22 protein-coding genes and 1 tRNA gene are annotated in these 22,557 nt (G+C 60.9%); 5 read left to right on the top strand and 18 right to left on the bottom strand.

The window, feature by feature from the left end; all coding sequences use genetic code 11:
• Nucleotides 1-14: 14 nt before the first annotated feature.
• The 14 genes from A9G06_RS15145 to A9G06_RS15080 all read right to left on the bottom strand — a co-directional run bounded on the left by A9G06_RS15145 (nt 15) and on the right by A9G06_RS15080 (nt 15,053).
• On the bottom strand, nt 15-2,462 hold the full coding sequence (locus A9G06_RS15145; protein ID WP_083243804.1) for a proprotein convertase P-domain-containing protein: 2,448 nt from the start codon (nt 2,460-2,462) through the stop codon (nt 15-17).
• The gene (locus A9G06_RS15140) at nt 2,459-4,465 is read right to left on the bottom strand and encodes a prolyl oligopeptidase family serine peptidase (protein WP_069555757.1); all 2,007 of its coding nucleotides are present in this window, start codon (nt 4,463-4,465) and stop codon (nt 2,459-2,461) included. The genes A9G06_RS15145 and A9G06_RS15140 overlap by 4 nt, the downstream gene beginning before the upstream one ends.
• Entirely contained in the window at nt 4,465-6,603 is a 2,139-nt protein-coding gene (locus A9G06_RS15135) for a TonB-dependent hemoglobin/transferrin/lactoferrin family receptor (protein ID WP_069555756.1), read from the bottom strand. Before A9G06_RS15135 ends, A9G06_RS15140 begins: the two co-directional genes overlap by 1 nt.
• Before the next feature lie 162 nt (nt 6,604-6,765).
• Nucleotides 6,766-7,641, bottom strand: coding sequence for a flagellar motor protein MotB (locus tag A9G06_RS15130; protein ID WP_101529948.1), 876 nt, complete (start codon nt 7,639-7,641; stop codon nt 6,766-6,768).
• The gene (locus A9G06_RS15125) at nt 7,619-8,377 is read right to left on the bottom strand and encodes a flagellar motor protein (RefSeq protein ID WP_005351127.1); all 759 of its coding nucleotides are present in this window, start codon (nt 8,375-8,377) and stop codon (nt 7,619-7,621) included. Before A9G06_RS15125 ends, A9G06_RS15130 begins: the two co-directional genes overlap by 23 nt.
• 386 nt (nt 8,378-8,763) lie before the next feature.
• Nucleotides 8,764-8,851: transfer RNA gene (locus A9G06_RS15120), tRNA-Ser, on the bottom strand.
• A 145-nt stretch (nt 8,852-8,996) separates the two neighbouring features.
• The gene (locus A9G06_RS15115) at nt 8,997-9,614 is read right to left on the bottom strand and encodes a TPM domain-containing protein (protein ID WP_005337196.1); all 618 of its coding nucleotides are present in this window, start codon (nt 9,612-9,614) and stop codon (nt 8,997-8,999) included.
• Nucleotides 9,615-9,634: 20 nt separating this feature from the next.
• On the bottom strand, nt 9,635-10,360 hold the full coding sequence (locus A9G06_RS15110; protein ID WP_069555754.1) for a YgcG family protein: 726 nt from the start codon (nt 10,358-10,360) through the stop codon (nt 9,635-9,637).
• Complete coding sequence (locus tag A9G06_RS15105; RefSeq protein ID WP_069555753.1) at nt 10,357-10,947, bottom strand: LemA family protein; 591 nt, start codon at nt 10,945-10,947, stop codon at nt 10,357-10,359. Before A9G06_RS15105 ends, A9G06_RS15110 begins: the two co-directional genes overlap by 4 nt.
• An 85-nt stretch (nt 10,948-11,032) precedes the next feature.
• Nucleotides 11,033-11,770 carry a penicillin-insensitive murein endopeptidase gene (gene mepA / locus A9G06_RS15100; protein WP_069555752.1) on the bottom strand — a complete coding sequence of 246 codons (738 nt, stop codon included), beginning with the start codon at nt 11,768-11,770 and terminating at the stop codon, nt 11,033-11,035.
• On the bottom strand, nt 11,764-12,669 hold the full coding sequence (locus A9G06_RS15095) for an amino acid ABC transporter permease (RefSeq protein WP_069555751.1): 906 nt from the start codon (nt 12,667-12,669) through the stop codon (nt 11,764-11,766). Before A9G06_RS15095 ends, mepA begins: the two co-directional genes overlap by 7 nt.
• On the bottom strand, nt 12,669-13,490 hold the full coding sequence (locus A9G06_RS15090) for a transporter substrate-binding domain-containing protein (protein WP_069555750.1): 822 nt from the start codon (nt 13,488-13,490) through the stop codon (nt 12,669-12,671). Before A9G06_RS15090 ends, A9G06_RS15095 begins: the two co-directional genes overlap by 1 nt.
• Nucleotides 13,491-13,492: 2 nt before the next feature.
• The gene (locus A9G06_RS15085) at nt 13,493-14,290 is read right to left on the bottom strand and encodes an amino acid ABC transporter permease (protein WP_069555749.1); all 798 of its coding nucleotides are present in this window, start codon (nt 14,288-14,290) and stop codon (nt 13,493-13,495) included.
• Complete coding sequence (locus A9G06_RS15080) at nt 14,283-15,053, bottom strand: amino acid ABC transporter ATP-binding protein (protein ID WP_069555748.1); 771 nt, start codon at nt 15,051-15,053, stop codon at nt 14,283-14,285. The genes A9G06_RS15085 and A9G06_RS15080 overlap by 8 nt, the downstream gene beginning before the upstream one ends.
• A gap of 106 nt (nt 15,054-15,159) precedes the next feature.
• Here A9G06_RS15080 and A9G06_RS15075 point away from each other — a divergent pair, with 106 nt between their 5' ends.
• Together A9G06_RS15075 and A9G06_RS15070 are read left to right on the top strand one after the other, a co-directional pair.
• Nucleotides 15,160-15,702, top strand: a complete 543-nt coding sequence (locus A9G06_RS15075; RefSeq protein ID WP_058057416.1) for a hypothetical protein — start codon at nt 15,160-15,162, stop codon at nt 15,700-15,702.
• Nucleotides 15,703-15,918: 216 nt separating this feature from the next.
• Nucleotides 15,919-16,200 (top strand): RNA-binding protein, encoded by a 282-nt coding sequence (locus A9G06_RS15070; protein WP_005337180.1) that lies wholly within the window; start codon nt 15,919-15,921, stop codon nt 16,198-16,200.
• Nucleotides 16,201-16,271: 71 nt separating this feature from the next.
• On the opposite strand, the gene A9G06_RS15065 is transcribed toward A9G06_RS15070, so the two are convergent.
• Nucleotides 16,272-17,171, bottom strand: a complete 900-nt coding sequence (locus tag A9G06_RS15065; RefSeq protein WP_069555747.1) for an aldo/keto reductase family oxidoreductase — start codon at nt 17,169-17,171, stop codon at nt 16,272-16,274.
• Between the two features lie 147 nt (nt 17,172-17,318).
• Between A9G06_RS15065 and A9G06_RS15060 the strand changes: the two genes are divergently transcribed.
• The 3 genes from A9G06_RS15060 to ltaE all read left to right on the top strand — a co-directional run bounded on the left by A9G06_RS15060 (nt 17,319) and on the right by ltaE (nt 19,647).
• Nucleotides 17,319-17,726, top strand: a complete 408-nt coding sequence (locus tag A9G06_RS15060; RefSeq protein ID WP_005351138.1) for a helix-turn-helix transcriptional regulator — start codon at nt 17,319-17,321, stop codon at nt 17,724-17,726.
• 87 nt (nt 17,727-17,813) lie between these two features.
• Nucleotides 17,814-18,515 carry an SDR family oxidoreductase gene (locus A9G06_RS15055; RefSeq protein WP_069555746.1) on the top strand — a complete coding sequence of 234 codons (702 nt, stop codon included), beginning with the start codon at nt 17,814-17,816 and terminating at the stop codon, nt 18,513-18,515.
• Nucleotides 18,516-18,627: 112 nt separating this feature from the next.
• Nucleotides 18,628-19,647, top strand: coding sequence for a low-specificity L-threonine aldolase (ltaE, locus tag A9G06_RS15050; RefSeq protein WP_069555745.1), 1,020 nt, complete (start codon nt 18,628-18,630; stop codon nt 19,645-19,647).
• A gap of 89 nt (nt 19,648-19,736) precedes the next feature.
• Here the strand turns inward: ltaE and A9G06_RS15045 are convergent, their stop codons facing one another.
• Genes A9G06_RS15045 through A9G06_RS15035 form a run of 3 tightly spaced genes read right to left on the bottom strand, consistent with a single transcriptional unit; the run spans nt 19,737 to nt 22,192 of the window.
• The gene (locus A9G06_RS15045) at nt 19,737-20,168 is read right to left on the bottom strand and encodes a PAS domain-containing protein (RefSeq protein WP_042081919.1); all 432 of its coding nucleotides are present in this window, start codon (nt 20,166-20,168) and stop codon (nt 19,737-19,739) included.
• An 8-nt stretch (nt 20,169-20,176) separates the two neighbouring features.
• Nucleotides 20,177-21,199 carry a response regulator gene (locus tag A9G06_RS15040; RefSeq protein ID WP_069555744.1) on the bottom strand — a complete coding sequence of 341 codons (1,023 nt, stop codon included), beginning with the start codon at nt 21,197-21,199 and terminating at the stop codon, nt 20,177-20,179.
• 54 nt (nt 21,200-21,253) lie between these two features.
• Nucleotides 21,254-22,192: a LysR family transcriptional regulator gene (locus tag A9G06_RS15035; protein ID WP_005337171.1), complete on the bottom strand. Its 939-nt coding sequence runs from the start codon at nt 22,190-22,192 to the stop codon at nt 21,254-21,256.
• Between the last annotated feature and the right edge of the window lie 365 nt (nt 22,193-22,557).

Below are 22,557 nucleotides of genomic sequence, written 5' to 3'. Positions count from 1 at the left end.
CCGTGGTGCAGGATTCAACGGCGCGGGGTGCTCCGGCGCCAGAGGCGGGGCCAGAGGGCCAGCAACAGCAGCAGGGGGGAAGCCGTGCCGCCCCCCCCTTCATCCTGCTCAAGGGGAATGATGCCGGTGTTGGGCAGGGCTTCATCCTTGTCGCAGCGGGCGCCGACTTGCTGGGCTACCCGCCAGTTGCGCAACTGACCGGTGTCACCGGCGCTGGTGTCGTTGATCTCCAGCAGCCAGCGGCCAGCGAGCGGTTCGCCGTGCAGCTTGTCCAGCGATTCGAACGGTACCAGTTCACGGGGAAACTCCCCCTTAAGCCGGGTATGGCTGGCGTAACCCTTGTTCCACAGGCTGATCCGGGTGCCGTAAGGGGAGGTGAGCCAGATCTCCAGCTGCTCCAGCTTGCTGTGCTCCAGATCGAGGGCGACCACGAATCCGCTGTCGATGCGGGCCTTGCTCTCGGGCAGGGTGAGAGTGAAGCGGGACAGGCCGTGCCGTTCATCGCTCACCGCATCCTTGATCTGGCCACCCTGGCCGATGGCCCGCTGCCAGAGCGGTTCACCGATCGGCAGTTGCAGGTCAAGGCGGGTCTGGCGCTCGGTGGGACTGGGCAGGGTGAGCTGGAACTGCAGCGGCAAGGTGACTGCCTCGCCACAGGTCAGGTTGCTCGCTGCTTCCAGCGGCATGGTCCAGCGGGCGGTGCCATCGGCGTTGAGCTCTCCCTGCCAGTGACCGTCACCCATGAGCCCCTTGGTCGGGAGCAGGCTGGCGTCAGCCACGGTCAGGGGGCGGCCGCTCTGGTTGGTCAATTCTATGGCGAGGCTTTTTTTCTCCCCGGGCAGCAGGTAGCTGTCATCGGCGAGGCGGGCCGCGATGGGAGTGGGCAGCAGGGCGTGGTGGCGGAAGGCCTGCTCCAGCAGCTTGCCATAACTGCGATCCGGATAGAGGCGGTTGGCGGTATCCACGGTGACCCGCGCCAGCTGGGGCATCCGCACCTGCGGGCCGAGGCCGAAGTGGGATTCAATCAGCAGGGTATCGAACTCGTCACGGGCTACCTCGCCATACTGTTCAACGGCCTGGCGCAGCGCGGTGAAGAGCGGAGTGCCCCACAGCTGGTCGCCGTTGCTACCGTTGATAGTGAGGTGAGCCGGATAGAGGAAGCCCGGATGATAGCGCGCCCGCAGATCATCGAGCTGACGGGGCGTCCGGCCGCTGATCCTGGCATCCCAGTTGAAGACCATGAAAGGCTCGAACTGGCGGGCTTCGTGACTGCGCTGGCGCCAGCTGGCGGCCAGATAGTCGCTAAAGCCCTCGCCGATGGCGCCCCAGTCCCCCTCTTCTCCCATGTCGGGCAGGATATGGTGCTGCACCGCATGGCCAAATTCGTGCCAGATCACCATGGGATCTTCCGCATCGGGTACCCCGATCCGGCCAATTTCCAACCGGCGCAGGAAGGGGTCATAGAGAGAGTTGTCCTGCTCCCCTGCATCGGTATCGATGGCCAGGGGGCCGCCCATCAGCGTCGGGTAGCCCAGGGATTCCACATGGCGCTGAGCCAGATCCAGATGGTAGTAGCCATTGATATCGAGGAAGGCGGGCTGCTGGTGATCCAGCTGGAAGCCATCGGCATCAGGGCTGCTAAAGGGGGCAGTTTCCGGCGCCGTGCCATCCACGACCCGGGCGCGTGGGCCACTCAGCTGGTAGGTGTCATCCACCTTTTGTACCGTGAGCGGCACGGTGCGATAGGCCCGGTTGTCCAGCACCAGATCGTGGCGCCACAGCAGGTTGCCATCTTGCAGCTGGGTGCGGGGATCGAGGGCAAAGATGCGGGCCTGCACCGTGGCCGCTTCCCCTGCCAGCGGCACCGCTTCGGCACGGGTGCTGGCCTCTTGCAGCGTGCGTCCCAGCAGGGCGCTGCCATCGCAGGTGACAAACAGCTGCCAGTGGCTGCTCTTGCTGTTGCCCGGCTGGCTTTCCACCGCCAGCAGACGCCAGGCGGGGGTCAGGGTGTCGCCATCCTGCCAGTACCAGGGCTGGGCCTCGTCACTGCTGGCGAATTGCCACACAGCGCCATCCAGCGTGGCGGTATAGGCATCCACCCCGGCGCGGCTTGCCTCATCACATGGCGTCGCCTGTGCCTGCATCAGCCGGGTATTGTGATAAAGGCGCCACGGACGACCCTGCTCATCGAGACTGACGGCGGCCATGAGACCGGCGATCGGTGCGCCATTGAGCTGCTGGCGATAGTGCAGATAGTGGCCCAGCTTGCCTTGACGCTGATAGGCCGGAGCATCACTCAGGGTGACGCCGAGCTGCTGTTCGAGCCAGAGGCGGGGATCGGTCGGGGCGTCCTGTTCGACAAAACGCAGTTCGGCGGCCTGAGTGGCAAAGCCAGCCAGCCCCAGCAAGAGGGCGGGCAACAGGGGTTTCATAGTGGTACTCCCAATCAGTGGCAGGGTCATTGATTGATCCCCGCCAGATGCAACAAGAAGGCAAATTCACGAGCCCGATCGCCACCACCGGCGCGGTGGCCTCCCTCCAGTTTGGTCAGCAGCAGGTAGGGGCCGGAGCCCGTACTGTGCTCCCGCAGGCGAGCCAGCCACTTGACCGGCTCCCAGTAGGGCACCTGGCTGTCGTGCAGGGCGGTAGTGACCAGCAGGGGCGGGTAGGGGGCGCGGTGCAGGTTGTCGTAGGGGCTGATGCGGCGCATCGCCTGATACTCTGCGGGCCTGGCCGGGTTGCCCCACTCCTGATACTCCTGACGGGTCAGGGGGAGGGCGGGATCACTCATGGTGCCGAGCAGATCGACGAAGGGAACCTGCAACACGGCGCCGCTAAAGAGTGTCGGTTGCTGGTTGAGGGCCGCAGCAACCAGTGTGCCACCCGCGCTGCCCCCCATGGCAAACAGGGGCAGGGGAGCAGAGTCGGGCGACCAGTGGCGCAGGGCGTGACCGGCTGCGATAAAGTCGCTGATGCCGTTCTGCTTGTTGATGCCCCGTCCGTCGCGGGTCCACTGCTCCCCCAGCATGCCGCCGCCGCGTACATGGGCGATGGCGTAGACAAAGCCCCGATCCAGCAGGCTCAACAGCTCTTTCTGGTAGTAGGGGCGCATCGGCGTGCCATAGGCGCCATAGCCGTAGAGCAGTACGGCGCGAGGGGCCAGATCCTTGCGCCACACCAGCGAGACAGGCACCCGGGTGCCATCGGCAGAGGTGATCCAGCGCCGCTCGCTCTGATAGGGCAATGCTTTATTGCCTGCGGTGTGCTGGTCGTTGATCCACTGGCCGCTGGTCAAATCCAGCCAGCGCTGGCCGGGGGGCTGACTCAAGCCCTGACTGCGCACCAGAATGCGGTCGCTGGCCGGGTCATGTTCTCCTTGCAGCCAGCCGGTTCCGGCGCCACTGGCCAGCGGCAGGCGCTGGCGTTCATGGCCGTTGCGATCGAGCAGGGCGAGCCAATCCTCCCCCTGCTGGCGAAACTGCACCACCAGATGGCGATCAAACAGTCGCCACTTCTCGGGATCGCCGAGATCCTCCTCTTTGGCGGGCCACAGGCGCTGCCACTCACCGAGCGGCGTGCTGGCTGAATAGAGGGCAAACGCCCCCTCCCGGTTGCTCTTGATCACCCAGCCGGATTGACTGTCCAGATAGTATTCCACCCCGCGCTGGCGGGGTTTGACCTGCTGCGGCTTGCCCGAGTCGAGCAGGTACTGCTCCGAGCTGTCGTGGTTGTTGCCCTGCAACACCAGATGTTGGCCATCCGTGGTGCGATAGAGGCTGAGCAGCCAGGCGGGATCCTGCTCCTCATAGAGAGTCTGCTCCTGGCCATCCTGCCAGCCGCGCAGTTGCCAGGGGCGCAGGGTGTAGCGCTCATTGGCGATGGTGTAGAGGGTGCGACCATCTTCTGACCAGGCGAGATCAGCGCTGCGCTGCGCCAAACTGGCCAGCGCCTTGCCGCTCTGGATATCGAGCAGGGTGACCTGATAGTCGAGATCGCCGCTCCTGTCTTCGGCGATGGCCAGTGTGCGGTTATCCGGGCTCAGGGTCCAGCCGCCCGCGTCGTAATAGCCCTCACCCGCTCTGGCGGGAAGCCGCTGCTGCACCTTGCCCCCGTGGCGTTGCCAGAGTGAGCCATCCGGGCGCAGCTGCCATGCCTGATCGCCGCGGACAAGCCAGTTGTCCGGTACGGGTTCACCCGCCGGATGGCGGGTAAATTCGGAGCGCAGGGTCGCTTCCAGCGGCTGCTGCGCGGCGAGTTGCTGCTCGCTCCAGCGATTTTGCTGCTTGAGCAGGGCGAGTATGGCCGGGTTGCTGCGGCTCTCGTCCCGCAACCAGAAGTAGGGATCCTGGCGTACGGGATTGCCTGAAATCAGGTGCGATTGGGACGGGATCGGCGGTGGCAGGGCCTCTTGCGCCCACGCCAACGGGGCGGCCAACAGGGCCGCCATGATTGCATGATGCTTCATCACATCCCCACGAAACGGTAGCTGAGGCTGGCTGACAGGTAGCGGCCGCTCTGGCTGTAGAGGGAGGTGTCGCTGCCAGCCGGGAGTCCGGCCACATCCTGATAGCGGACGTAGCGGGTATCGAGCAGGTTGCCAATGGTGGCATTGACCTTGAGCGCCTCGGTGATCTGCCAGTCGCCGGTGAGGTCCAGGCTGAACCAGCCGGCGCTGCTCTGGCAGGCACCGTTGTAGCCAGTCTGCGCATTGGCGCACTGGGGCACCTTGGTCATGGCTGCGGCATAGTTGCCACTGAGCTCAACCCCCCAGTCGAGCTGTTGCCAGCGCAGGGTGGTGTTGCCTTCCAGCGGTGTCTGGGTGCGCAGCGGCTCACCGCGGTGATCCTTGCCATCCATCCAGGCCAGATTGGTCGAAAGCTCCCACTCGTCGCTCAGCCAGAGGCTGGCGGCCAGCTCGGCGCCCCAGGTTTCTGCTTTGGCAACGTTGCGATATTGGCGCAGGAAGACACCGTCATCGAGGCGAAAACCGGTCTGGCGCCAGTCGATGAAGTTGTAGTAGCGGTTGTAGAAAACGGCCGGTTTGACGCTCCAGTCGTCGCTTTGGCCATTCACTCCCCACTCCAGACTGTGGCTGGTCTCCTCCTTGAGGTTGGGGTTGGCAATGATCTCGAATGGCGGCATGGCAAAGTAGTGGGGAATGTTGCCGTAAACCTGATCGTAAGCGGGGGCGCGGAAGCCGTTGGCATAGCTGAGCCAGCTGCGCCATGTTTCGTTGAAGCGGTAACTGGCCGCCACACTGGGGGAGATGTGGTCGCTGTGGTTCTCGGCCAGATTACTGTCCGGTGCGCGCAGGCGCTGGCGGTCAAAGCGCAGGGTCGGGGTAAACTGCCAGTTGCCCAGATCGATCACATCGCTCAGCCAGATGCCATCGCGGCGGGTCTCGGCCTTGCTGAAGGGGGCTTTCTGTCCCTGGGTGGTGATGCCATCTTCCAGGGTCAGATTGCTGACCGGTCGCTCGTGGTTGGCCTGCTCCAGCTCCACACCGTAGCTGAAGGTGTGATCCAGCGAGCCGGTGCTCAGCTTGCTCTGCAGCTCCAGCTCACTGCCAAGGCGCAGCTCCTCGAACGTGGAGAGGGTGCGCTGGCTGCGATATCTGGGATAGCCGCTCAGGGCATCGTTGCGCAGCAGCTGGCGCTGGTTGGCTTCGTTGCGTGACTGGTTGCCAAACATGCTCCAGTTGAGGGTATCGACCATGCCCAGATCGTTGGCTTCCCAGCTGAACTTGCCGCCCTGGGTGCGCTGATCGCCATCTTCCTGAAAACCGACCACATCCCAGCTGCCATCGGGTTGGGGCACCGCCTTTGGGCCCATCTGGCGTTTGGCGTGATCCTCGTAGTAGTCCAGCTCCAGCCGCAGAGCGTGATGGGCATTGAGGGGGAGGCGGCTGCTGGTGGAGGCACTCATGCCATCCAAATCAGCCGGAATGCGGTTCTCCTCAAAGTTGGCGGTTTCGTTGCCACGCCAGCCGGAGAGGCGCAACAGATGTTCGTTCTCCAGTGCCCGCACCGCGCCGGTCATGCTGAGCTTCTTCTTGTTGCTGTCGCCACCGTAGAGGGTTTTGGCCGCCAGATAGCTATCTTGCTGTTGCAGATAATCTTCCGGCTGCTTGGTATTCATCACCACGGTGCCGCCGATGGCATCGGAGCCATGCAGAGAGGAGCCGGCCCCCTTGGCCACCTCAATCTGCTTGATGTCATCAAGGTCGAAGTTGAAGCGACCCACCTTGTCATTGATGTTGTCGGCGCCAAAGCCGTCACTGACGCGCACCCCATCCTTGATCAGCAGGATACGGTTGCCACCGATGCCGCGCACGCTGATGTTTTGCGGTCGCCCGGCAGAGCCGGTGACCGAGACACCGGGGATCTTGCGAAACACATGAGTCAGCTCGCTGGCGACCTGACGGTCCAGCTCTTCCTGGGTGATGACGGTGATGGAGCCGGAGACATCGGAGAGTTTCTGTTGTACCCGTTGCCCGGTGACAATGATGGTGTCGTCGCTGCGAGCCTTCTCCACAGGGGGGAGATCGGCCGCGCCAGCGGAGGCACACAGGAGTGCCGGCCATGCCTGAAGCAGTTTGTTCATAATGATAATTGTTTTTATTTAAGCCTGAGGGGCGGCATTATTGCAGAGGCCTGACCACTTGACAATAAATGGCAATCATTATCATTAAGATCTTATGGTGTTGATATTATTGAGTTATTTGTTTTTAAAAAGAGGCTCCCGCGCGAAGCGGGAGCGGGGGGATCAGGGCTTGAGCAGTTGCAGCGACTCTTCTGCGGCCTTTCCTTGGGAGAGGGTGATATCGACCCGGCGGTTCGCTTGGCGATGTTCGGGGGTGTCATTGGCAAAGCGGGGTTGGGTGTCGGCCACACCCTGAGCGATGACTCGTCTGGCATCCAGCTGGGGGTTGGTCAGCATGGTCTGCACGATGGAAGAGGCCCGCAGCACCGAGAGCTCCCAGTTATTGCGATAGAGCTCCACCGGCGCTTGGGAGTTGTCGGTATGACCGGTGACCACTACCTGCCCCGGAATGTTGGCCAGAATGCCGGCGATCTTGTTGACCAGCGGGATGAACTGGGGCTGCAGGAACGCCGAATCGGCGGGAAACAGCGCCTTCTCGCCGATGCGTATCACCAACTGGCTGCCAAGCTGCTCGACCTCCAGATCCTTCGATTCGATCTGGGCCTTTAGCTGCTGCTCCAGTTTCTGCTTGGTCACCTGCACCCACTCCTGCTCCTTGGTCTTGTGGGGCCAAGCTTCGGTGGCGCTCGGTTTTTCCGAGGCACCTATGGTCTCGTTGAAGGGGTCCGATGCCGCCATGGGGGCATCTTTCTCCAGCACAGTCTCCTCTTTCGGGCTGCTCGGCGTAGTTTTTGATTCTGGCTCGAGAATCCCTGTGCCCCCCTGCATCAAAGGTGAGCCGGCAGGCGGGGAGATGAGGCCGATTTTACCCAGCGACTCGATAAAGCCCTGGATAAGCACCCGGGTTTCGGACTGCTTGGCCATGGCAAAGGAGTAGAGCACCACAAACAGGGCGAACAGCAGGGTCATGAAGTCGGCATAGGAGACCAGCCAGCGTTCGTGGTTCTCCGGTGCTTCAGCCTTTTTCTTTTTGGCCACCGTGACCTCCCAGATAAGGTTCGAGGGTAACTTGCAGGCGCGCTTGGGATTCGCCATCAACGATGCAGAGAATGCCGGTCAGGGTCATCTCCTTGTAGTGGCGGATCTGGTGGGCAAACCCTTTGTAGCGGTTGCCGAACGGCAAGAAGATCAGGTTGGCTGCGGATACCCCGTAGATGGTAGCGATAAAGGCCACCGCGATGGCGCCGCCCAGCTTGTCGGGGGCATCTAGCAGACCCATGGCATGGATCAGGCCAAACACCGCGCCGACGATCCCCATGGTCGGGCAGTAGCCGCCCATGGCTTCATAGAATTTGACCGTCTGTTCGAGATCTTCCTGCTCGAACTCGATCTCGTTCTCCAGCACCTCGTGGATTTTGGCCTTCTCGTAGCCATCGACCATCATCTGCACCCCTTTCTTCAGGAAGGGATCCTTGATCTCCTCGATCATCCCTTCCAGCGCCAGCATACCGCTGCGGCGGGCGTTGCCTGCCAGGGTCTCCAGCAACTGGGCCTGTTCCAGCAGGTCGAGTTTGAGGGGAGAGAGCAGCCATTTGAAACGCCTCATGGTGCTGCCGACGACGGAGAAAGGGAACTGGGTCAGCGCAGCACCTATGGTGCCACCTATCACGATAAGAAATGCGGGCAGATCGAGCAGTGCACTGGGATGACCACCCTCGATCATGTTGCCGCCAAGTATGGCGATCAACGCCAGTACCAAGCCAATCAAGCTCATCTTTTACACGTCCCTGCATGTTGATAATGGCTAGTGTAGCTACTTAAGTATCAGTTTTTCAGGATGAAATCCAATCGCTGAGCAATTAATAGGCGCTGGGTAACGTCCATAAAAGAAGGCGTGTTACGGTCATGAGATGGTCTTGCAATCACCAGGTTTCCCCAGTTGTGACAGGAGGGAACGCTTGTCGGGTGGGGCAATCACAAAGCAAGGCAGGGGGCGGGAGCTGAAAATACGAAACGCTGTGATGTTCCATCAGTGCTTTGCAGTCTGGGGTGAGAGCGTGGATGATCCGCCGCTGCGAGGCTCTGGCTCGCTTGTCGGTATAGGTGTTTGCGTTTGCCGGAAAACAAAAAAACCGACCCTGAGGTCGGTTTTTTTAAATTTGGCGGTGAGGGAGGGATTCGAACCCTCGATACGTTGCCGTATACACACTTTCCAGGCGTGCTCCTTCAGCCACTCGGACACCTCACCAAATTTTTGTTCGCTGCGCTGTTACGCTGGAACGGGGCGTAATTTAGGGGAAAGGGCTGTGTGGGTCAACCTCTTTTCCCCTTATTTTTCATAATCTTTTCCGAATGCCTAACCCTTGTGCAGAATGCCGGTTTTTTAAACCGGATCAGGGCTTGTCGAGGATGATCAGACTGTCCGGCAGCTCGTTTTGATCCCGGGTGGCCGGGAAGGCGTCGGTCAGAATGGCGCTAACGCGCTCCACGCACTCCAGAAACCCCTGTTCAATCTCCTTGTTGCGCACGCGCGCCACGAAGTCGTCGATGATCTCCTGCCACTGGCCGTTGTCGATATGCTGGGCGATGCCGTCATCCACCAGTATTTCTACATAGTGTTCGGCGGCAGAGACGAAGATCAGCACCCCAAGCCGGTCGCGGGTGCGGTGCAGCCCCTGCTCGACAAATTGCAGGCGAGCCATCAGGGCCGCCCGGTGTTGGCGAACCTTCTTCGGGATGAGCCGCATCTTGATGGGGGTCCAGTGGAACAGCAGGCTCAGCAGCAGCCAGACCGACCACTGCACCAGCAGGATCTCGTACCAGCCGAGCCAGAAGCCGAGCTGGAACACCAGCAGCGGGGTGAGCATGGCCAGCAGCGCCGCCCAGAGGGTGGGAATGTAGCGATAGCCATCGCTGGCCGGGGCCAGCACGGTGACCAGTTCAGCATCAGTCTCTAGCTCCGCTTCGCGCACCTTGGCCTGAAGCGTGTGGAAGAACTGTTTAGAAATCATGATTTGTCTCTTTACTCCTGTTACCAGCCACCGGAGGCTCCGCCACCGCCAAAACTGCCGCCGCCACCGCTGAATCCGCCGCCAGAGCGACCACCAAAGGAGCCGGCACCCAATCCACCGGCCATGTAGGCCGACCGACGTCGTCCTCCCGGACCACCGCCGCCACCCCCGCGCAGGTTGTGGAGCACGATCATCACAATCACCACCAGAATAAACAGCCAGGGGCCGCCACCGTTGTCACTCTTTGGCTGCTCGACCGGCTGATATTCTCCGGCGAGTGCCTTCATGATGCTCTGGCTGCCCGCCATGATCCCGGCCACCATATCGCCACGCTTGAAGGCGGGCAGAATGCGACCATGAATGATGTTGGCGGCGATGGCGTCGGGCAGGGCGCCTTCCAGCCCGTATCCCACCTCGATCCGCACCTTGCGCTCACCCTGGGCGATCAGCAACAGCACGCCGTTGTTCTTGCCCTTCTGGCCGATCCCCCAGTGGCGACCGAGCTGGTAGCCGTACTCCTCGATAGTCTCCCCATCGAGGCTGTCGACGGAGACCACCACCAGCTGGATACCGCTGCGTTTTTCAAAGGCGGCCAGCTGTTGGGTCAGTTGATGGGCCTGTTTGCGGGACATCAGCGCCTCCTCGTCCACCACCCGTCCGCTCAAGGCCGGAAAATTCGGCGCGGCCTGCAGCGCCGCCATCCAGAGCAGCAGAAAAGGGAGCAGTGCACGCAGCATCATCTTCATTGGAAGCTGACCTTGGGCGCCTCATCGGCACCGGGTTTGGCACTGAAACTGGGTTTGGCTTCCAGATCCGAGTAGAGCAACTTGGACCAGATGACGCCGGGGAAGGTGCGGATCTCGGTATTGAACTGGCGTACTGCCTCGATATAGTCGCGGCGAGCCACCGAGATGCGGTTCTCGGTTCCTTCCAGCTGTGCCTGCAGGGCAAGGAACTGCTGATCCGCTTTCAGCTCGGGGTAGCGCTCTACCACCACCATCAGGCGGGAGAGGGCGCTTGAGAGCTGGTTCTGCGCCGCTTCAAACTCCTTGAGCTGGGCAGGATCGCTCACCTGTACGCTGCCGACCCGGGCACGGGCATCGGTGACCGCCTTTAGGGTCTCCTGCTCATGGCTGGCGTAGCCCTTGACGGTGGCCACCAGATTGGGAATGAGATCAGCACGGCGCTGATACTGGTTCTCAACCTGCCCCCAGCTCGCCTTGACCTGCTCATCCAGGGTCGGAATGTTGTTCATGCCGCAGCCGGTCAGGCCGAGCAGCAGGGGCAGGGTCAACAGGCTCTGCGTGGTTCTGCGCCAGAGTGAGGTGGCCATCTTGTTGTTCTCCTTTGGTATTTCGAGTCGATAGTGCGCCATGGATGGTGTACGACCAAGAGTGCATCACCATACCAGCTTGGGGTCAGTTGCCACAACGCGCAGGTAGCTCAGGTCGCTTGTTGATGCCGGAGACCTTGGGCAACTGGGGCTTGTCTTCGAGCCAGGAGGCCAGCTCTTCCCCGCAGCCATTGCCGGGCGGAATGGGAGCCTGTGGTTCGCAATCGGGGCTGCCTGCCGGGCAGCGCAGCCGTACGTGGAAGTGGCTGAAGTGGCCCACCCAGGGGCGCAGCTTGGCGACCCAAGGTTCGTTACCAGCCTGTTGGCAGACCGCGGATTTGATCACCGGATTGACGAAGATGCGGGCCACCTCGGGTTTGCTGGCCGCAAGCCGCAGCAGGGTGAGCTGCTGGGGGCCAAAGCGGCCCGGTAACATCTTGTAGCTGGGTTCGTCGATCAGCGCCCACTCCTTGGGGGCATCCTGCTCCCATTTGCTGATGGGACGGTTGGCCATGCGAAACCAGATATCGGCATCAAGTCCGGTCTGATGGCTGCGATGGCCGGAGGTAAAGGGGCCGCCACGGGCCATCGCCAGATCAGCGATGTAGAGATCTGGCAGCCCGGCCATGCGGGTCTGGTTGGCCAGCGCTTGCAGATAGTGGATGAGGTCGGGGTGGCCGTAGTAGCGCAGCCGCTTGGTGCGGATCACCTGATAACCCGGCCCTTCGAGGGGCAGGGATACGCCGTTTTTCAGGCAACCGGCGGCATAACCGCCGATGGCTTCCGCTTGCAATACGGTCGCCAGCAACAGGGACGTCAGCATGTGCGTGCTCCTTGTCTTGCTTCGAGTCGGCTCAGCAATACGAACAGACTCAAACATATAAATAAATAGGCCGCGGCCACCAGCAGCCAGATCTCGTAGACCAGTCCGCTGGAGTTGGCCATCTCGGTACCGACGAAGGTGAGCTCCTGCACCGAGATAAGGGAAACGATGGCGGTATCCTTCACCAGCGCAATAAGCTGGCCGGTGAGGGGGGGGAGCATCAGCAGCATGGCCTGCGGCAGGATCACATGGCGCAGCCGCACCCAGGGGGAGAGCCCGAGGCTCTGCGCCGCCTCCCACTGGCCACGGGGGATGGCGGCAAGCCCGGCACGGACGATCTCGGCGACGAAGGCTGCGCTGATCATGCCAACGCAGAGGGTGCCTGAGATGAGGTTTTCCCAGCGGGCAGGTGGGCCAAACAGCGCCTCTTGCCACGGGGAGAGTGATACGGTGCCGAGCCAGCGAGAGAGGCCGCTCGCAGGCAGCAGCTGGTTGGCGATAAAGAAATAGAAGATGAAGATAAAAACCAGCGGCGGCAGATTGCGGATCAGCTGGATAAACAGGGTCGCGGGCATCACCAGCCAGGGGCGGCGGCTGAAGGCGGCTACCCCCAGCGCAGTGCCGAGCAGCAGCGCCAGCACCATGCCGAGCAGGGCGATGCGCAAGGTGGTGAGCAGACCGCTGAAAAAGTAGGGCAACTCGCCGTGAGGGCCAGGGGTGAACAGCAGATCGAAGGCCTCATGCCAGCGCCACTGATAGGCCACCCCGATGTGCAAGCGGCTGGCCAGCCAGAGGCCAGCCAGCAGCAGGATCAGGGCGATCGCCCCATCCAGCCAGTTGATGTTCCGACATGCCCCACGGACGATGCGCCGGATGGTCTCTTTTAGAGCAATCAGCATCAGGGGTTGGCGACCTGCGCTTCCCAGGCCAGCGACTTGAACCAGTAGTCATGGCGCGCCTTGAGCCAGCCATCGGCCTGACGGGCGGCGATCCACTCGTTGAACTGTTCAGCCAGGGCATCATCCCCCTTGCGCAGGGCAAAGCCTTCATCGCCTTGTGCCAACGGCTCGGCAAACGGCATAAAGAGGGCATCCGGGTGGCGCAGCGCCTCTTGCTCGGGTTTCGGGGAAGAGGAGAGGGCGCCGTGGGCGCGGCCGTTCAGCACCTCCTGAAATACCTGTGACTCGTCATCAAACTGGCGCAGGGTGGCCTTGGGGAAGTGTTCTTTTGCCACCTGTACCGGTGAGGCACCACGACGTACCGCCAGGATCACCCCGCGCTGGTTGAAGTCCGCCACGGTTTTCTTCTCTTTGGCCAGGGTGCTGGAGGCGGCCAGCTGCACCCCCGAATGGGAGTAGGCCTGGGTGAAGCGCACGCTCTTCTCCCGCTCGGGGGTGATGGTGAGGCCGCCGATGATGACGTCATATTTTTTCGCCAACAGGGAGGGGATGATGCCATCCCAGGCGGTAGGCACGAACTCTACCTGCCAGCCGTTATCTGTGGCGAGGCGACGGGCCACGTCAATCTCGAAACCGATCAGGGCCCCCTGCTTGTCGCGCATCGCCCAGGGGGCGAAGGTGGACATGCCGACCCGCAGGGTACCGCTCTGCTCGATCTGCGCCTGGGTGTCGGAGGGGGCAGTTTGTGCCAGTGCCGGAGTGAGCAGGCTTGTCAGTAGCAGGGCTGCGCCCGACAGGGTTGTCTTGAATGACAGATTCATGGTTAGCGTCCTTGTTGATCCGGATTCAGGTGACGGGCCAGCGCCCGCGAACAGGCTGACAGCGTCAGGGTTAACAGCAAATAGAGGGCAGCCACGGTAAACCACACCTCAAAGGTCAGAAACGTATCGGCAACCAGAGTACGCCCTTCGTTGGTCAGATCGAAGATGGCGATCACACTCACCAGCGCCGAATGTTTGATAAGGGAGACCAGCTCGTTGGTCAGCGGCGGCAAGGTGATGCGCACCAGCTGGGGCAGGATCACCTTGCGCAGGGTGATGGCACGTGACAAGCCAAGGGACTGGGCTGCCTCCCACTGTCCTTTGGGAATGGCCTGTACACCTGCACGCAGCACTTCGGCGGTGAAGGCCCCCTGATAGAGGGAGAGGCTCAACACGGCGCAGGCAAGGGGGGCCAATCCCAGCATGGGGCCCAGCAAGAAATAGAGAATATAGAGCTGCACCAACTGGGGCGTGGTGCGCACCAGCGCCAGATAGGCGATGGCGAGCCAGGGGCCGAGCCGGGAGGGAAGCAGCCGCAGGCTAACCACGCACACACCAACCGCCATCGTGCCCAACAGACTGAGCAGCGCCACCTGCAAAGTGACCAGCAGGCCGTTTAGCAGGGGGCCGGCATAAAAGGTTCCCTCATCCCACTCGCCGAGAAAGGGCAACACCCGCGGCCACTGCCACTCATAGCCCATCTGGCGAGCGCCGCTATAGAGCGCCCAGCCCAGTAGCGCACAGAGCATCACAGTGCCTGACAACCAGCCGAGCAGGGGGGAGCGATTGAGCCTAGCCATGATAGCTGAGCACCTGTTCGAGGAAGGCCCGGGTACGCGGGTGACGAGGGGCGTTGAACAGCTGGGCGGGCGGGGCCGACTCGATGATTTTCCCTTCGTCCATAAAGAGCACCCGATCCGCCACCTGACGGGCAAAGCCCATCTCGTGAGTGACGCAGATCAGGGTCATCCCCTCGTCAGCCAGCTCGCGGATCACATCGAGCACTTCGCGGATCATCTCGGGGTCGAGGGCGGAGGTGGGCTCGTCAAACAGCATCAGCTCGGGTTGCATGCAGAGGGAGCGGGCGATGGCGACCCGCTGCTGTTGGCCGCCGGAGAGCTGGTGGGGGTACTTGTCGGCCTGTGCCTGAATGCGCACCCGCTCGAGCAGCCCGAGCGCCCGGGCTTTGGCCTCCTGAGGGCGCAACCCCAGGGTATGCACCGGCGCCACCATCAGGTTTTCCAGCACCGTCATATGGGGGAAGAGGTTGAACTGCTGAAACACCATGCCGACCCGACCTTGCAGGCGACGCAAGTAGGCGGGGGTTACCGGCTCGCCAAACAGGAATAGCTGGCCGCCATCGATCCCCTCCAGCCCGTTGATGGTGCGGATCAGGGTCGATTTTCCCGAGCCTGACGGGCCACAGATGACCCACTTCTCTCCCCGTTCAATGGTGAGATCGATGTGATGAAGAGCCTGAAAGTCGCCATAGAATTTGTCGACGCCACAAAAGCGCACACAGGGTTGCGAGCTGGTCAAGAAGCGGGTTCCACTGAGAATCATTTACGCCATGGTATTGATTTTATAGGGGGATGACAAAGAAAACCCCCTTGTCAGCATGCTGATGCCTATTCACAATGGCGCCATTTCGTGATGACAGGAGCTTTTCATGCGTATTACATCCTTGCTTGCCGGTTCGCAGGTGCAGTTGTTGATGCCGCCAGCGGTGCGCTATCGCTGCGTCATTTTTCTGTTGTTGCTGGTGAGTTGGGGCGTGGTGGCGGCCTCTTTGTGGGATGGCTGGGGCGCCATGGCGCTGCTCAACTGGGTGGGCGTGGTCTTTGGTGGCATCACCGGGATCATGGTGTCGCTGCCCCGCAGCTGGCAGCCTTGGCGCCTAGCGGAGCTGGGGTGGGATGAACAGCATATCTATCTGCTCAATGGCAACAAGGATGAGGCGCTGGCGCTGCCCCGCAACCAGCTGGTGGCGCTTGAACGGGAGCGGCGAGTGGGCCACGACGGCCAGTGGCTCGACTTCAGCCTCGATCTGCAACTGAGTGAAGAGGAGCTGGCGGCGGCCATGGCCTTGCTGGATCTCAAGGCGGGGGAGCTGCATCTGGTGAGCCCGTCTGTCTATCGCTTCGGCTTTAAACGGGCCTGGCACGGTCGCCGGATGCTGGCGCAACGGTTGTCAGATCTGCAATCGGCCTGAGTCGACTATTTTCTCGACAATTCCCGGCAAAGCTCAGATACTGCCAGTGACTCGAATTGATCTTGTCTGCACTGTTAACCCAAGAGATCAATCACTTGACGACAGTGTGGAGAAGGCCACGGCATGAAGCCATGGCAGGTCCGGCATAGGGGTTGTGCCCTTACCGTTATGCTGGGAATTGCATAGAGAAGGCACCTTGAATCGAGAGTGGATGGCATGAAGATTTACGTAGGAAATCTGTCGTACCGGATGACGGCCGACGAACTGAAAACCCTGTTCAGCCAGTTTGGACAGGTCGACAAGGTTGATATCATCATCGACCGCGATACCGGCCAGTCAAAGGGGTTTGGTTTTATTGAAATGCCGGTCAATGGTGATGCCGAAAAGGCCATCGCTGGTCTGCATGGCACAGAAGTCGGTGGCCGCACCATCACCGTCAACCAGGCCAAACCGAAGACAGATGCTCCCCGTGGTCGCCCGCAACAGCGCCACCGCTAAGGTGCCTCGGCAATAAAAAAACGGCATGGGTTTCCCCCATGCCGTTTTTGTTTCTGGACGTTTTGCTGTGATCAGGGGACATCGTAACCGAGCGCCGCCTTGCGGATGCGGAACCACTGCTGGCGATTGAGGACGATGGATTCGGCGGCCACGGCGGCAGCAATCCGCTCCCGTTTGCCGGAGCCAATCAATGGCAGCGGCTGGCTTGGCAGCATCATTACCCAGGCGTAGACCACCTGCTCGATAGTCTGGGCGCCCACTTCCTGACGGATCTGCTCCAGTTCGGCACGCAGCGGGGCATAGGCGTCATCGCTGAACAGTCGGCCGCCGCCGAGACATGACCAGGCCATCGGCTTGATGCCAAGCTGCTGGCACTGATCCAGGGTACCATCGAGGGTCCCTTCCTGATGAAGCGGCGAGATCTCCAGCTGGTTGGTGACCAGCGGGAAGGGGAGGCGCGATTGCAGCAGCTCGAACTGACGGGCGGTGAAGTTGGATACCCCGGCGTGCTTGATTTTGCCCGCCTGTTTCAGGGTGATAAAGGCGTCTGCCACTTCATCGGCATTCATCAGGGGATCCGGGCGGTGGATCAGCAGCAGGTCCAGATGGTCGGTGCCGAGCTTGCGCAGCGAGGCCTCGGCGCTGGCGATGATATGGTCCTTGCCGGTGTTGTAGTGGTTGAGAGCATGCTCCGGCTTGGCGGTGAGGGCGATACCGCACTTGGTGACGATCTCCATCCGGCTGCGCAGGGAAGGTTCGAGGCGCAGGGCGTGACCAAAGGCCTCTTCGCACTGGTAGCCACCATAGATATCGGCGTGATCTATGGTGGTGACCCCCAGATCCAGATGATATTTCATCAGATCGAGCAGAGCGGCCGGAGAGAGCTGCCACTCCATCAGGCGCCAGTAACCCATGATGAGGCGAGAGAAGGTGGGGCCTTGCGGATGCAGGGCGACACGGGATACAGACATGGTTGACTCCTTGAAAAACACGATGCGAAAACGATGTGCAACATAGATGACTGCGGGCATCTTGGCCCCATGTGGCTGGCAAAGCAATAATGGGCAGTGGCATGATTCGAACTTTGGTTCTGACTGCAGAGTAGGGGAGAGAGTTGGATGGAAGGATTTGCCGAGCGCTTGCAGAGCCTGATCGGGGAGATGAGCGTGAGCGCCTTTGCCCGCAAGGTGGGGCTCAGTGAAGCGCTGATCCGCAAATATTTGAAGGGAGCCGAGCCTGGCCTGGCGCGGGCCAACCAGATCGCCATGGGGGCCAACTGTTCGCTGGAGTGGCTGGCAACCGGCTGCGGTTATCTCTACCGTCAGGCGGAAGTGGTCGACAGGGAGGCGCTGGCAGCGGCGCAGCTACTGCTGGGCGAGCAGCAACCCGGGGTGGGGCTGCCCGATGAGGAGGCGCTGGTCACCCTGCTCGCCTATTACCAGTTTTTGCGCACCCACAAGAAAGCGGACGGTTTTCTCGACTTGGCGCTGGCGCGGGAGTTTGGTCGCCATCTGGGGGAAGCGTGATGAGGGGCATATTACCCTTTGGTCGTGTCACGGCCGGTTGATTATTCTGATACGCTCTAAGCAAGATAACTCTCCATGGAATGGGCGATGAGCTACTTGATCCTCGGAAGTGGTGCGCTGGGCTCGGCGCTGGCAAGAGAGCTGATGGCAAGGGGGGAGTCCTTCCTGCTTGCCGGGCGCACCTATCCAAAAGGGATCGAGATGGGGGCCTTCTTCCCGCTGCAAGAGGTGGACGCCATCTCGTTCGACGCCCTGTTTACCCTCTACGACACCGATCCGCTTCCCACTGTGGTGATCAACACCATCGGCCTGTTGCACGATGTCAGCTTTATGCCAGAGCGACGGGTCGAAGAGGTGCACCCCAAGTGGCTGTGCGACAGCCTGCTGGCCAATGCCTGGCCAACACTGGCGCTGGCTGCCCGTTTCAGTCGGTTGATGGGCAATGACCATCCGCTGTGGCTCTGTGCCATCTCCGATCTGGCGGGCTCCATTGCCACCAATCAGGAGGGGGGGCGTTACAGCTACCGGATGAGCAAGGCGGCCCTCGACATGGGGGTGAAAACCCTGGCCCTCGAGTGGGCGCAGCGTTTCCCGCAAGCGGGGGTGGTGGCGGTGGCGCCCGGCTTGATGGACTCTCCGATGAACACCCCCTTTCTGAGCGAGTTGCCAGCGGGTCAGTTGCAGGACCCTGCCGAGGTGGCGGTGAAACTGCTCAATCTCATCAAGGGGTTATCGTTGACTCAATCGGGCCAGCTAGTGGATCTCAACGGTCAGCCGCTGCCTTGGTAAATCCCGCCTGCGGGTTCTATGGACGTCTATTGGCTTCACATTCTGCTCATGCGCCCCTTGCCAAGCGAGGGGCGCATGGCTAACGTCACTCTCCTGTTTCAGGAGGGATCTCATGCGCTATATCGATTTACGAAGTGACACCGTCACCCAGCCTACTGACGCCATGCGTCAGGCCATGCTCCACGCCGAAGTCGGTGACGATGTCTATGGTGAAGATCCGGGCGTCAACGCGCTGGAGGCCTTTGGGGCCAGATTGCTGGGCAAACAGGCGGCGCTGTTTGTGCCGTCCGGCACCATGTCCAATCTGCTGGCGGTGATGAGCCACTGTCAGCGCGGTGAGGGGGCCATCCTCGGCAACGCCGCTCACATCTATCGCTATGAAGCGCAGGGGAGTGCCGTGCTTGGCTCTGTGGCCCTGCAACCCTTGCCGATGCAGCGCGACGGCACGCTGGCATTCGATGATATCAAGGCCGCGCTGGCCCCTGATGATGCCCACTTCGTCCAGACTCGTCTGATCTGCCTTGAGAACACCCACAATGGCAAGGTGCTGCCGCTCTCCTATCTGCAAGAGATGGGCGCATTTGTTGCTGAACGTGGCTTGAAGCTTCATCTCGATGGCGCCCGGCTCTTTAACGCCGCCGTGGCCAGCGAGACCCCGGTCGAGGTGATCGCCGCGCCATTTGACAGCATCTCGATCTGCCTCTCAAAAGGGTTGGGGGCACCGGTGGGCTCGCTGCTAGTGGGCAGCCATGACTTCATCACCCGTGCGCGCCGCCTGCGCAAGATGCTGGGGGGCGGCATGCGTCAGGCGGGGATTCTGGCGCAAGCCGGTCTGTTTGCCCTCGAGCAGCATGTGACCCGCCTGGCCGATGATCACCGCCGTGCCAAACGGCTGGCCGAAGGGTTAGCTGCACTGCCGGGCATTGAGCTCGACCTCTCGCTGGTGCAGAGCAACATGGTGTTCCTGCGGCTGCGTGAGGGGGAGTCCGCCCCTCTGCTGGCCTTTATGAAGGAGCGGGGGATCCTCTTCTCCGGTTACGGCGAGCTGCGGCTGGTGACCCATCTGCAGATCAACGATGACGATATTGAAGAGGTGATCGACGCCTTCACCGAGTATCTCGGGGCGCGTTGAGACGGCTGGTGAGGTAGAGGTTATCCCGAGACCTGTTTATACCGAAATAACAGAGGGCGCTGCGGCGCCCTCTGTTATTTGCTGCAAGCTCAAGCCTGCCGCTGGCCGCTCATCAGCATGGCCTCATCGGTGGCATCGTAGATCATCACCGCAATGTGGGTCACCTGACCGCCGAAATCGGCCAGTGGTACCAGGGTCAGGTTCTGGAACATGTGGGGGGCCGAGCCGGTAATGGGGCGATAGTTGGAGAAACGCAGCAGATAGGGCTTCTGCTCCCAGGTGCTGAAGGCGCGGTTATTGAGCTTGAAGACCATGTTGGCCTTGCGCTCGAACCAGGCTTTGTCCACATCGGGGAAGAGCTCGAACAGTACGCCATCGCGCACGTCACTGGCCAGTCGGCCGCTGTGGCTCTCCATAAAGCCGTTCCACACCTGTACCTTGTACTCCTTGTCGAGCACTACCAGGCCTACGTCCAGGTTCTGGACTATGTTCATCAGCCAATGAAATTCACGGATTTCCATAGTCACTCCTAGAGCATGTGCATGATTTTGTTGTTCATGGTGGCGATGGAATCTTCGGTAAACAGCAGCAGCAGATCACACTGCACCGCGTAATCCTGGATCCGGTAGTTGATCTCGATGGCGAGCGTGCGGCGCCAGCGACTCTTGTTGGTGTTGATCAGCTCGTTGATGGGTCTGTGCTGGCCGAGCACCACCGGGTGTCCCTGACTGAAGGGGGTGTCGAGCTGGTTGGCGTAGCCGCGCAGGAAGGCGCCGATCAGCACGTTGGCAGTATCCATCAGCAGCTCCAGTTCGGCGGTGCGGTCCAGCGTCCCCTGATGGTTCATCAGCTTGGCCAAATCTTTGAAGCTGGAGTCATGGAACAGGATCAGCGCTTCACCGGCGATCCCCGCTCCGATAAACCCCTGACAGACGGCGGAGAGGGTATCTGAATCCGCAGCGGCCGAGAGGGCCATATGCAACTCTGATACTTCCAGCACGTTGACGTTGGGGATAGGCAGTACCACGAAGGCGTTGAGCAGACGAGCCAGCAAGTCAGCCGCCTGACCCATGGAGACGTTGGCCAGCTCCTGATAGACATCGCGGATTTCGGGGGTGATCTTGACGCCTGCATCGGCTACCACGCCGTTTGGCTGCAGCTCGGGGGCGCTTGCTTGACCGCTCGGGGCGGCACTCCAGAAATCATGCTTTTTGAGCAGGGCGAGCAGGGTCTCGGGGGCGGCGGGTTTCTTGATGAAATCGAGCGCCCCCAGTCCCATGACCCGTTGATAGGCCTCTGGTTGGATATCCCCGGAGACCACGATCACCTTGTTGCGCAGCCCCTCCCGTTGGAGGGTCTCCAGCACGCCGTAACCGTCCATTTCCGGCATGGTCAGATCGAGGAAGATGAGATCGCCATGACCCATCAGCACCTGTTCGATCCCTTCGAGACCATTGGCTGCGTAGTGCAAATCGACTTTCCAGTCGGCCGGGAGCGCCCGCGCCAGCTGTTTGCGGGCGAACCCGGAGTCATCACATATCAATACATTCATGGCGTTCGGCAGGCTCTGTTGGCAAGGGATGCTATAAGTGTGGCCCGCTAACGGTCAGATGCAATGGGTGAGGCTATCACCTTGTGAAAATTGGTTGTCCCACTGCCGATTGCGATAGCGTGCTGAGTATTTTTCAACAAATTCAACGAACATCTTAACACGCAACGGAGCGAACTGGTGCTGGCAACACAACATGTAGAAGGGACGATTGCCGGTTTGCCAGTCGGTCAGTACTGGCACCAGCTGCTCGTCATGGAGGAAGCTGCTCAGATAGTGCAGCGGGGCGTTGACGATCCCCAGATGACGTCGGGCTGCGCGTACCGCGGCCTGGGTCTGGTTGACGGTCAGTTTGGCGCTGCGTTTGATGCAGACGCTCTGGCCATCCTTGTCGGTCAGCTGCCAGTGCTGGTGAGGCCAGCAGTAGATGAGATCGTGCTCTTCCAGCTGGTTGGGGTGGGAGGGAGTGCCCTTCTTGGTCAAATAGAGTGGTGAGGCAAACAGGCCGTACTCGATATGGCCGAGACAGATCGCATTGGGCAGTGACTGGGGTAGCTCACCGTTGAAGAACACCAGATCCCGATCATTGTCGAACAGGTGCTGGTGATCATTGGTCTGGGTGATATCGAACTGTACCTCGGGATAGTGCAGCCCGAATTCGGCCAGCATATCGATGAGGATGGTGTTGGAGAGCGCGATCGGCGCAGCTATCCGGATAAGCCCGGTGATGTCGGCCTCTTGACCCTGGATCTCGCTGGTGGCCTGCTCGATTTGTGCGAGTGGCGTGCAGAGACGTTCGTAGTATCTGAGGCCATCATCGGTAAGGCGGAGCTTGCGGGTAGAGCGATGTAGCAGGGAGCAACCCAGTTGCTCTTCCAGCTGGGAAATGCGTCGACTGATGGTGCCTGTTGGCATGCCCAGTGCGGCTGCAGCGTGGGAGAATCCTCCCTCTTGCACCACCTTGACGAACAGGTAGAACTCTTCGATGTGCTTCATAAACGCTGTTCTGGGTGTAACAAGGGGGCAACCATAAAAAGAGCGTTCCGGGTTGGCAAGGGTAATTCGGCGTTTAATTGATCTGGATTCGATTTCTGTTGATACCAGTTCTCCATCTGCCCGTCATCTCAGTTTCCCCGAGCTGGTGATTATTCCGGCACGATGCCAAATGGTGCTGCGGCAGAGATGTTTGCCATATTCCCTGATTTGTTCCGCGATAACCGCGGGCGAAGGCCGATATTGCAACCTGATGGAAGGGCGCCGGGGTGCTCTGCGTACTCAGCCGGGGTGGTTTGCCATCCACAGCCAATGTGATGCAGATCATATATTCGGGTTTTGCTCATTGCCTGTTGAAAAATGAATTT

This window comes from Aeromonas sp. DNP9, assembly GCF_001728955.1.
Taxonomy (GTDB): Bacteria; Pseudomonadota; Gammaproteobacteria; order Enterobacterales; family Aeromonadaceae; genus Aeromonas; species Aeromonas veronii.
The sequence above is the reverse complement of the archived record's forward strand: the minus strand, read 5'-3'. Positions and strand labels throughout refer to the sequence as shown.

Bases quoted from the DNA above. Each gene is read 5' to 3' on its own strand.
- A9G06_RS15105 (WP_069555753.1), bottom strand. From the start codon at position 10,947: ATGGCCACCTCACTCTGGCGCAGAACCACGCAGAGCCTGTTGACCCTG.
- A9G06_RS15065 (WP_069555747.1), bottom strand. From the start codon at position 17,171: ATGTCTGTATCCCGTGTCGCCCTGCATCCGCAAGGCCCCACCTTCTCT.
- A9G06_RS15135 (WP_069555756.1), bottom strand. From the start codon at position 6,603: ATGAACAAACTGCTTCAGGCATGGCCGGCACTCCTGTGTGCCTCCGCT.
- A9G06_RS15125 (WP_005351127.1), bottom strand. From the start codon at position 8,377: ATGAGCTTGATTGGCTTGGTACTGGCGTTGATCGCCATACTTGGCGGC.
- ltaE (WP_069555745.1), top strand. From the start codon at position 18,628: ATGCGCTATATCGATTTACGAAGTGACACCGTCACCCAGCCTACTGAC.
- A9G06_RS15080 (WP_069555748.1), bottom strand. From the start codon at position 15,053: ATGATTCTCAGTGGAACCCGCTTCTTGACCAGCTCGCAACCCTGTGTG.
- A9G06_RS15040 (WP_069555744.1), bottom strand. From the start codon at position 21,199: ATGAATGTATTGATATGTGATGACTCCGGGTTCGCCCGCAAACAGCTG.
- A9G06_RS15060 (WP_005351138.1), top strand. From the start codon at position 17,319: ATGGAAGGATTTGCCGAGCGCTTGCAGAGCCTGATCGGGGAGATGAGC.
- A9G06_RS15110 (WP_069555754.1), bottom strand. From the start codon at position 10,360: ATGAAGATGATGCTGCGTGCACTGCTCCCTTTTCTGCTGCTCTGGATG.
- mepA (WP_069555752.1), bottom strand. From the start codon at position 11,770: ATGCTGACGTCCCTGTTGCTGGCGACCGTATTGCAAGCGGAAGCCATC.
- A9G06_RS15115 (WP_005337196.1), bottom strand. From the start codon at position 9,614: ATGATTTCTAAACAGTTCTTCCACACGCTTCAGGCCAAGGTGCGCGAA.
- A9G06_RS15045 (WP_042081919.1), bottom strand. From the start codon at position 20,168: ATGGAAATCCGTGAATTTCATTGGCTGATGAACATAGTCCAGAACCTG.
- A9G06_RS15055 (WP_069555746.1), top strand. From the start codon at position 17,814: ATGAGCTACTTGATCCTCGGAAGTGGTGCGCTGGGCTCGGCGCTGGCA.
- A9G06_RS15090 (WP_069555750.1), bottom strand. From the start codon at position 13,490: ATGAATCTGTCATTCAAGACAACCCTGTCGGGCGCAGCCCTGCTACTG.
- A9G06_RS15145 (WP_083243804.1), bottom strand. From the start codon at position 2,462: ATGACCCTGCCACTGATTGGGAGTACCACTATGAAACCCCTGTTGCCC.
- A9G06_RS15095 (WP_069555751.1), bottom strand. From the start codon at position 12,669: ATGCTGATTGCTCTAAAAGAGACCATCCGGCGCATCGTCCGTGGGGCA.
- A9G06_RS15070 (WP_005337180.1), top strand. From the start codon at position 15,919: ATGAAGATTTACGTAGGAAATCTGTCGTACCGGATGACGGCCGACGAA.
- A9G06_RS15140 (WP_069555757.1), bottom strand. From the start codon at position 4,465: ATGAAGCATCATGCAATCATGGCGGCCCTGTTGGCCGCCCCGTTGGCG.
- A9G06_RS15035 (WP_005337171.1), bottom strand. From the start codon at position 22,192: ATGAAGCACATCGAAGAGTTCTACCTGTTCGTCAAGGTGGTGCAAGAG.
- A9G06_RS15075 (WP_058057416.1), top strand. From the start codon at position 15,160: ATGCGTATTACATCCTTGCTTGCCGGTTCGCAGGTGCAGTTGTTGATG.
- A9G06_RS15085 (WP_069555749.1), bottom strand. From the start codon at position 14,290: ATGGCTAGGCTCAATCGCTCCCCCCTGCTCGGCTGGTTGTCAGGCACT.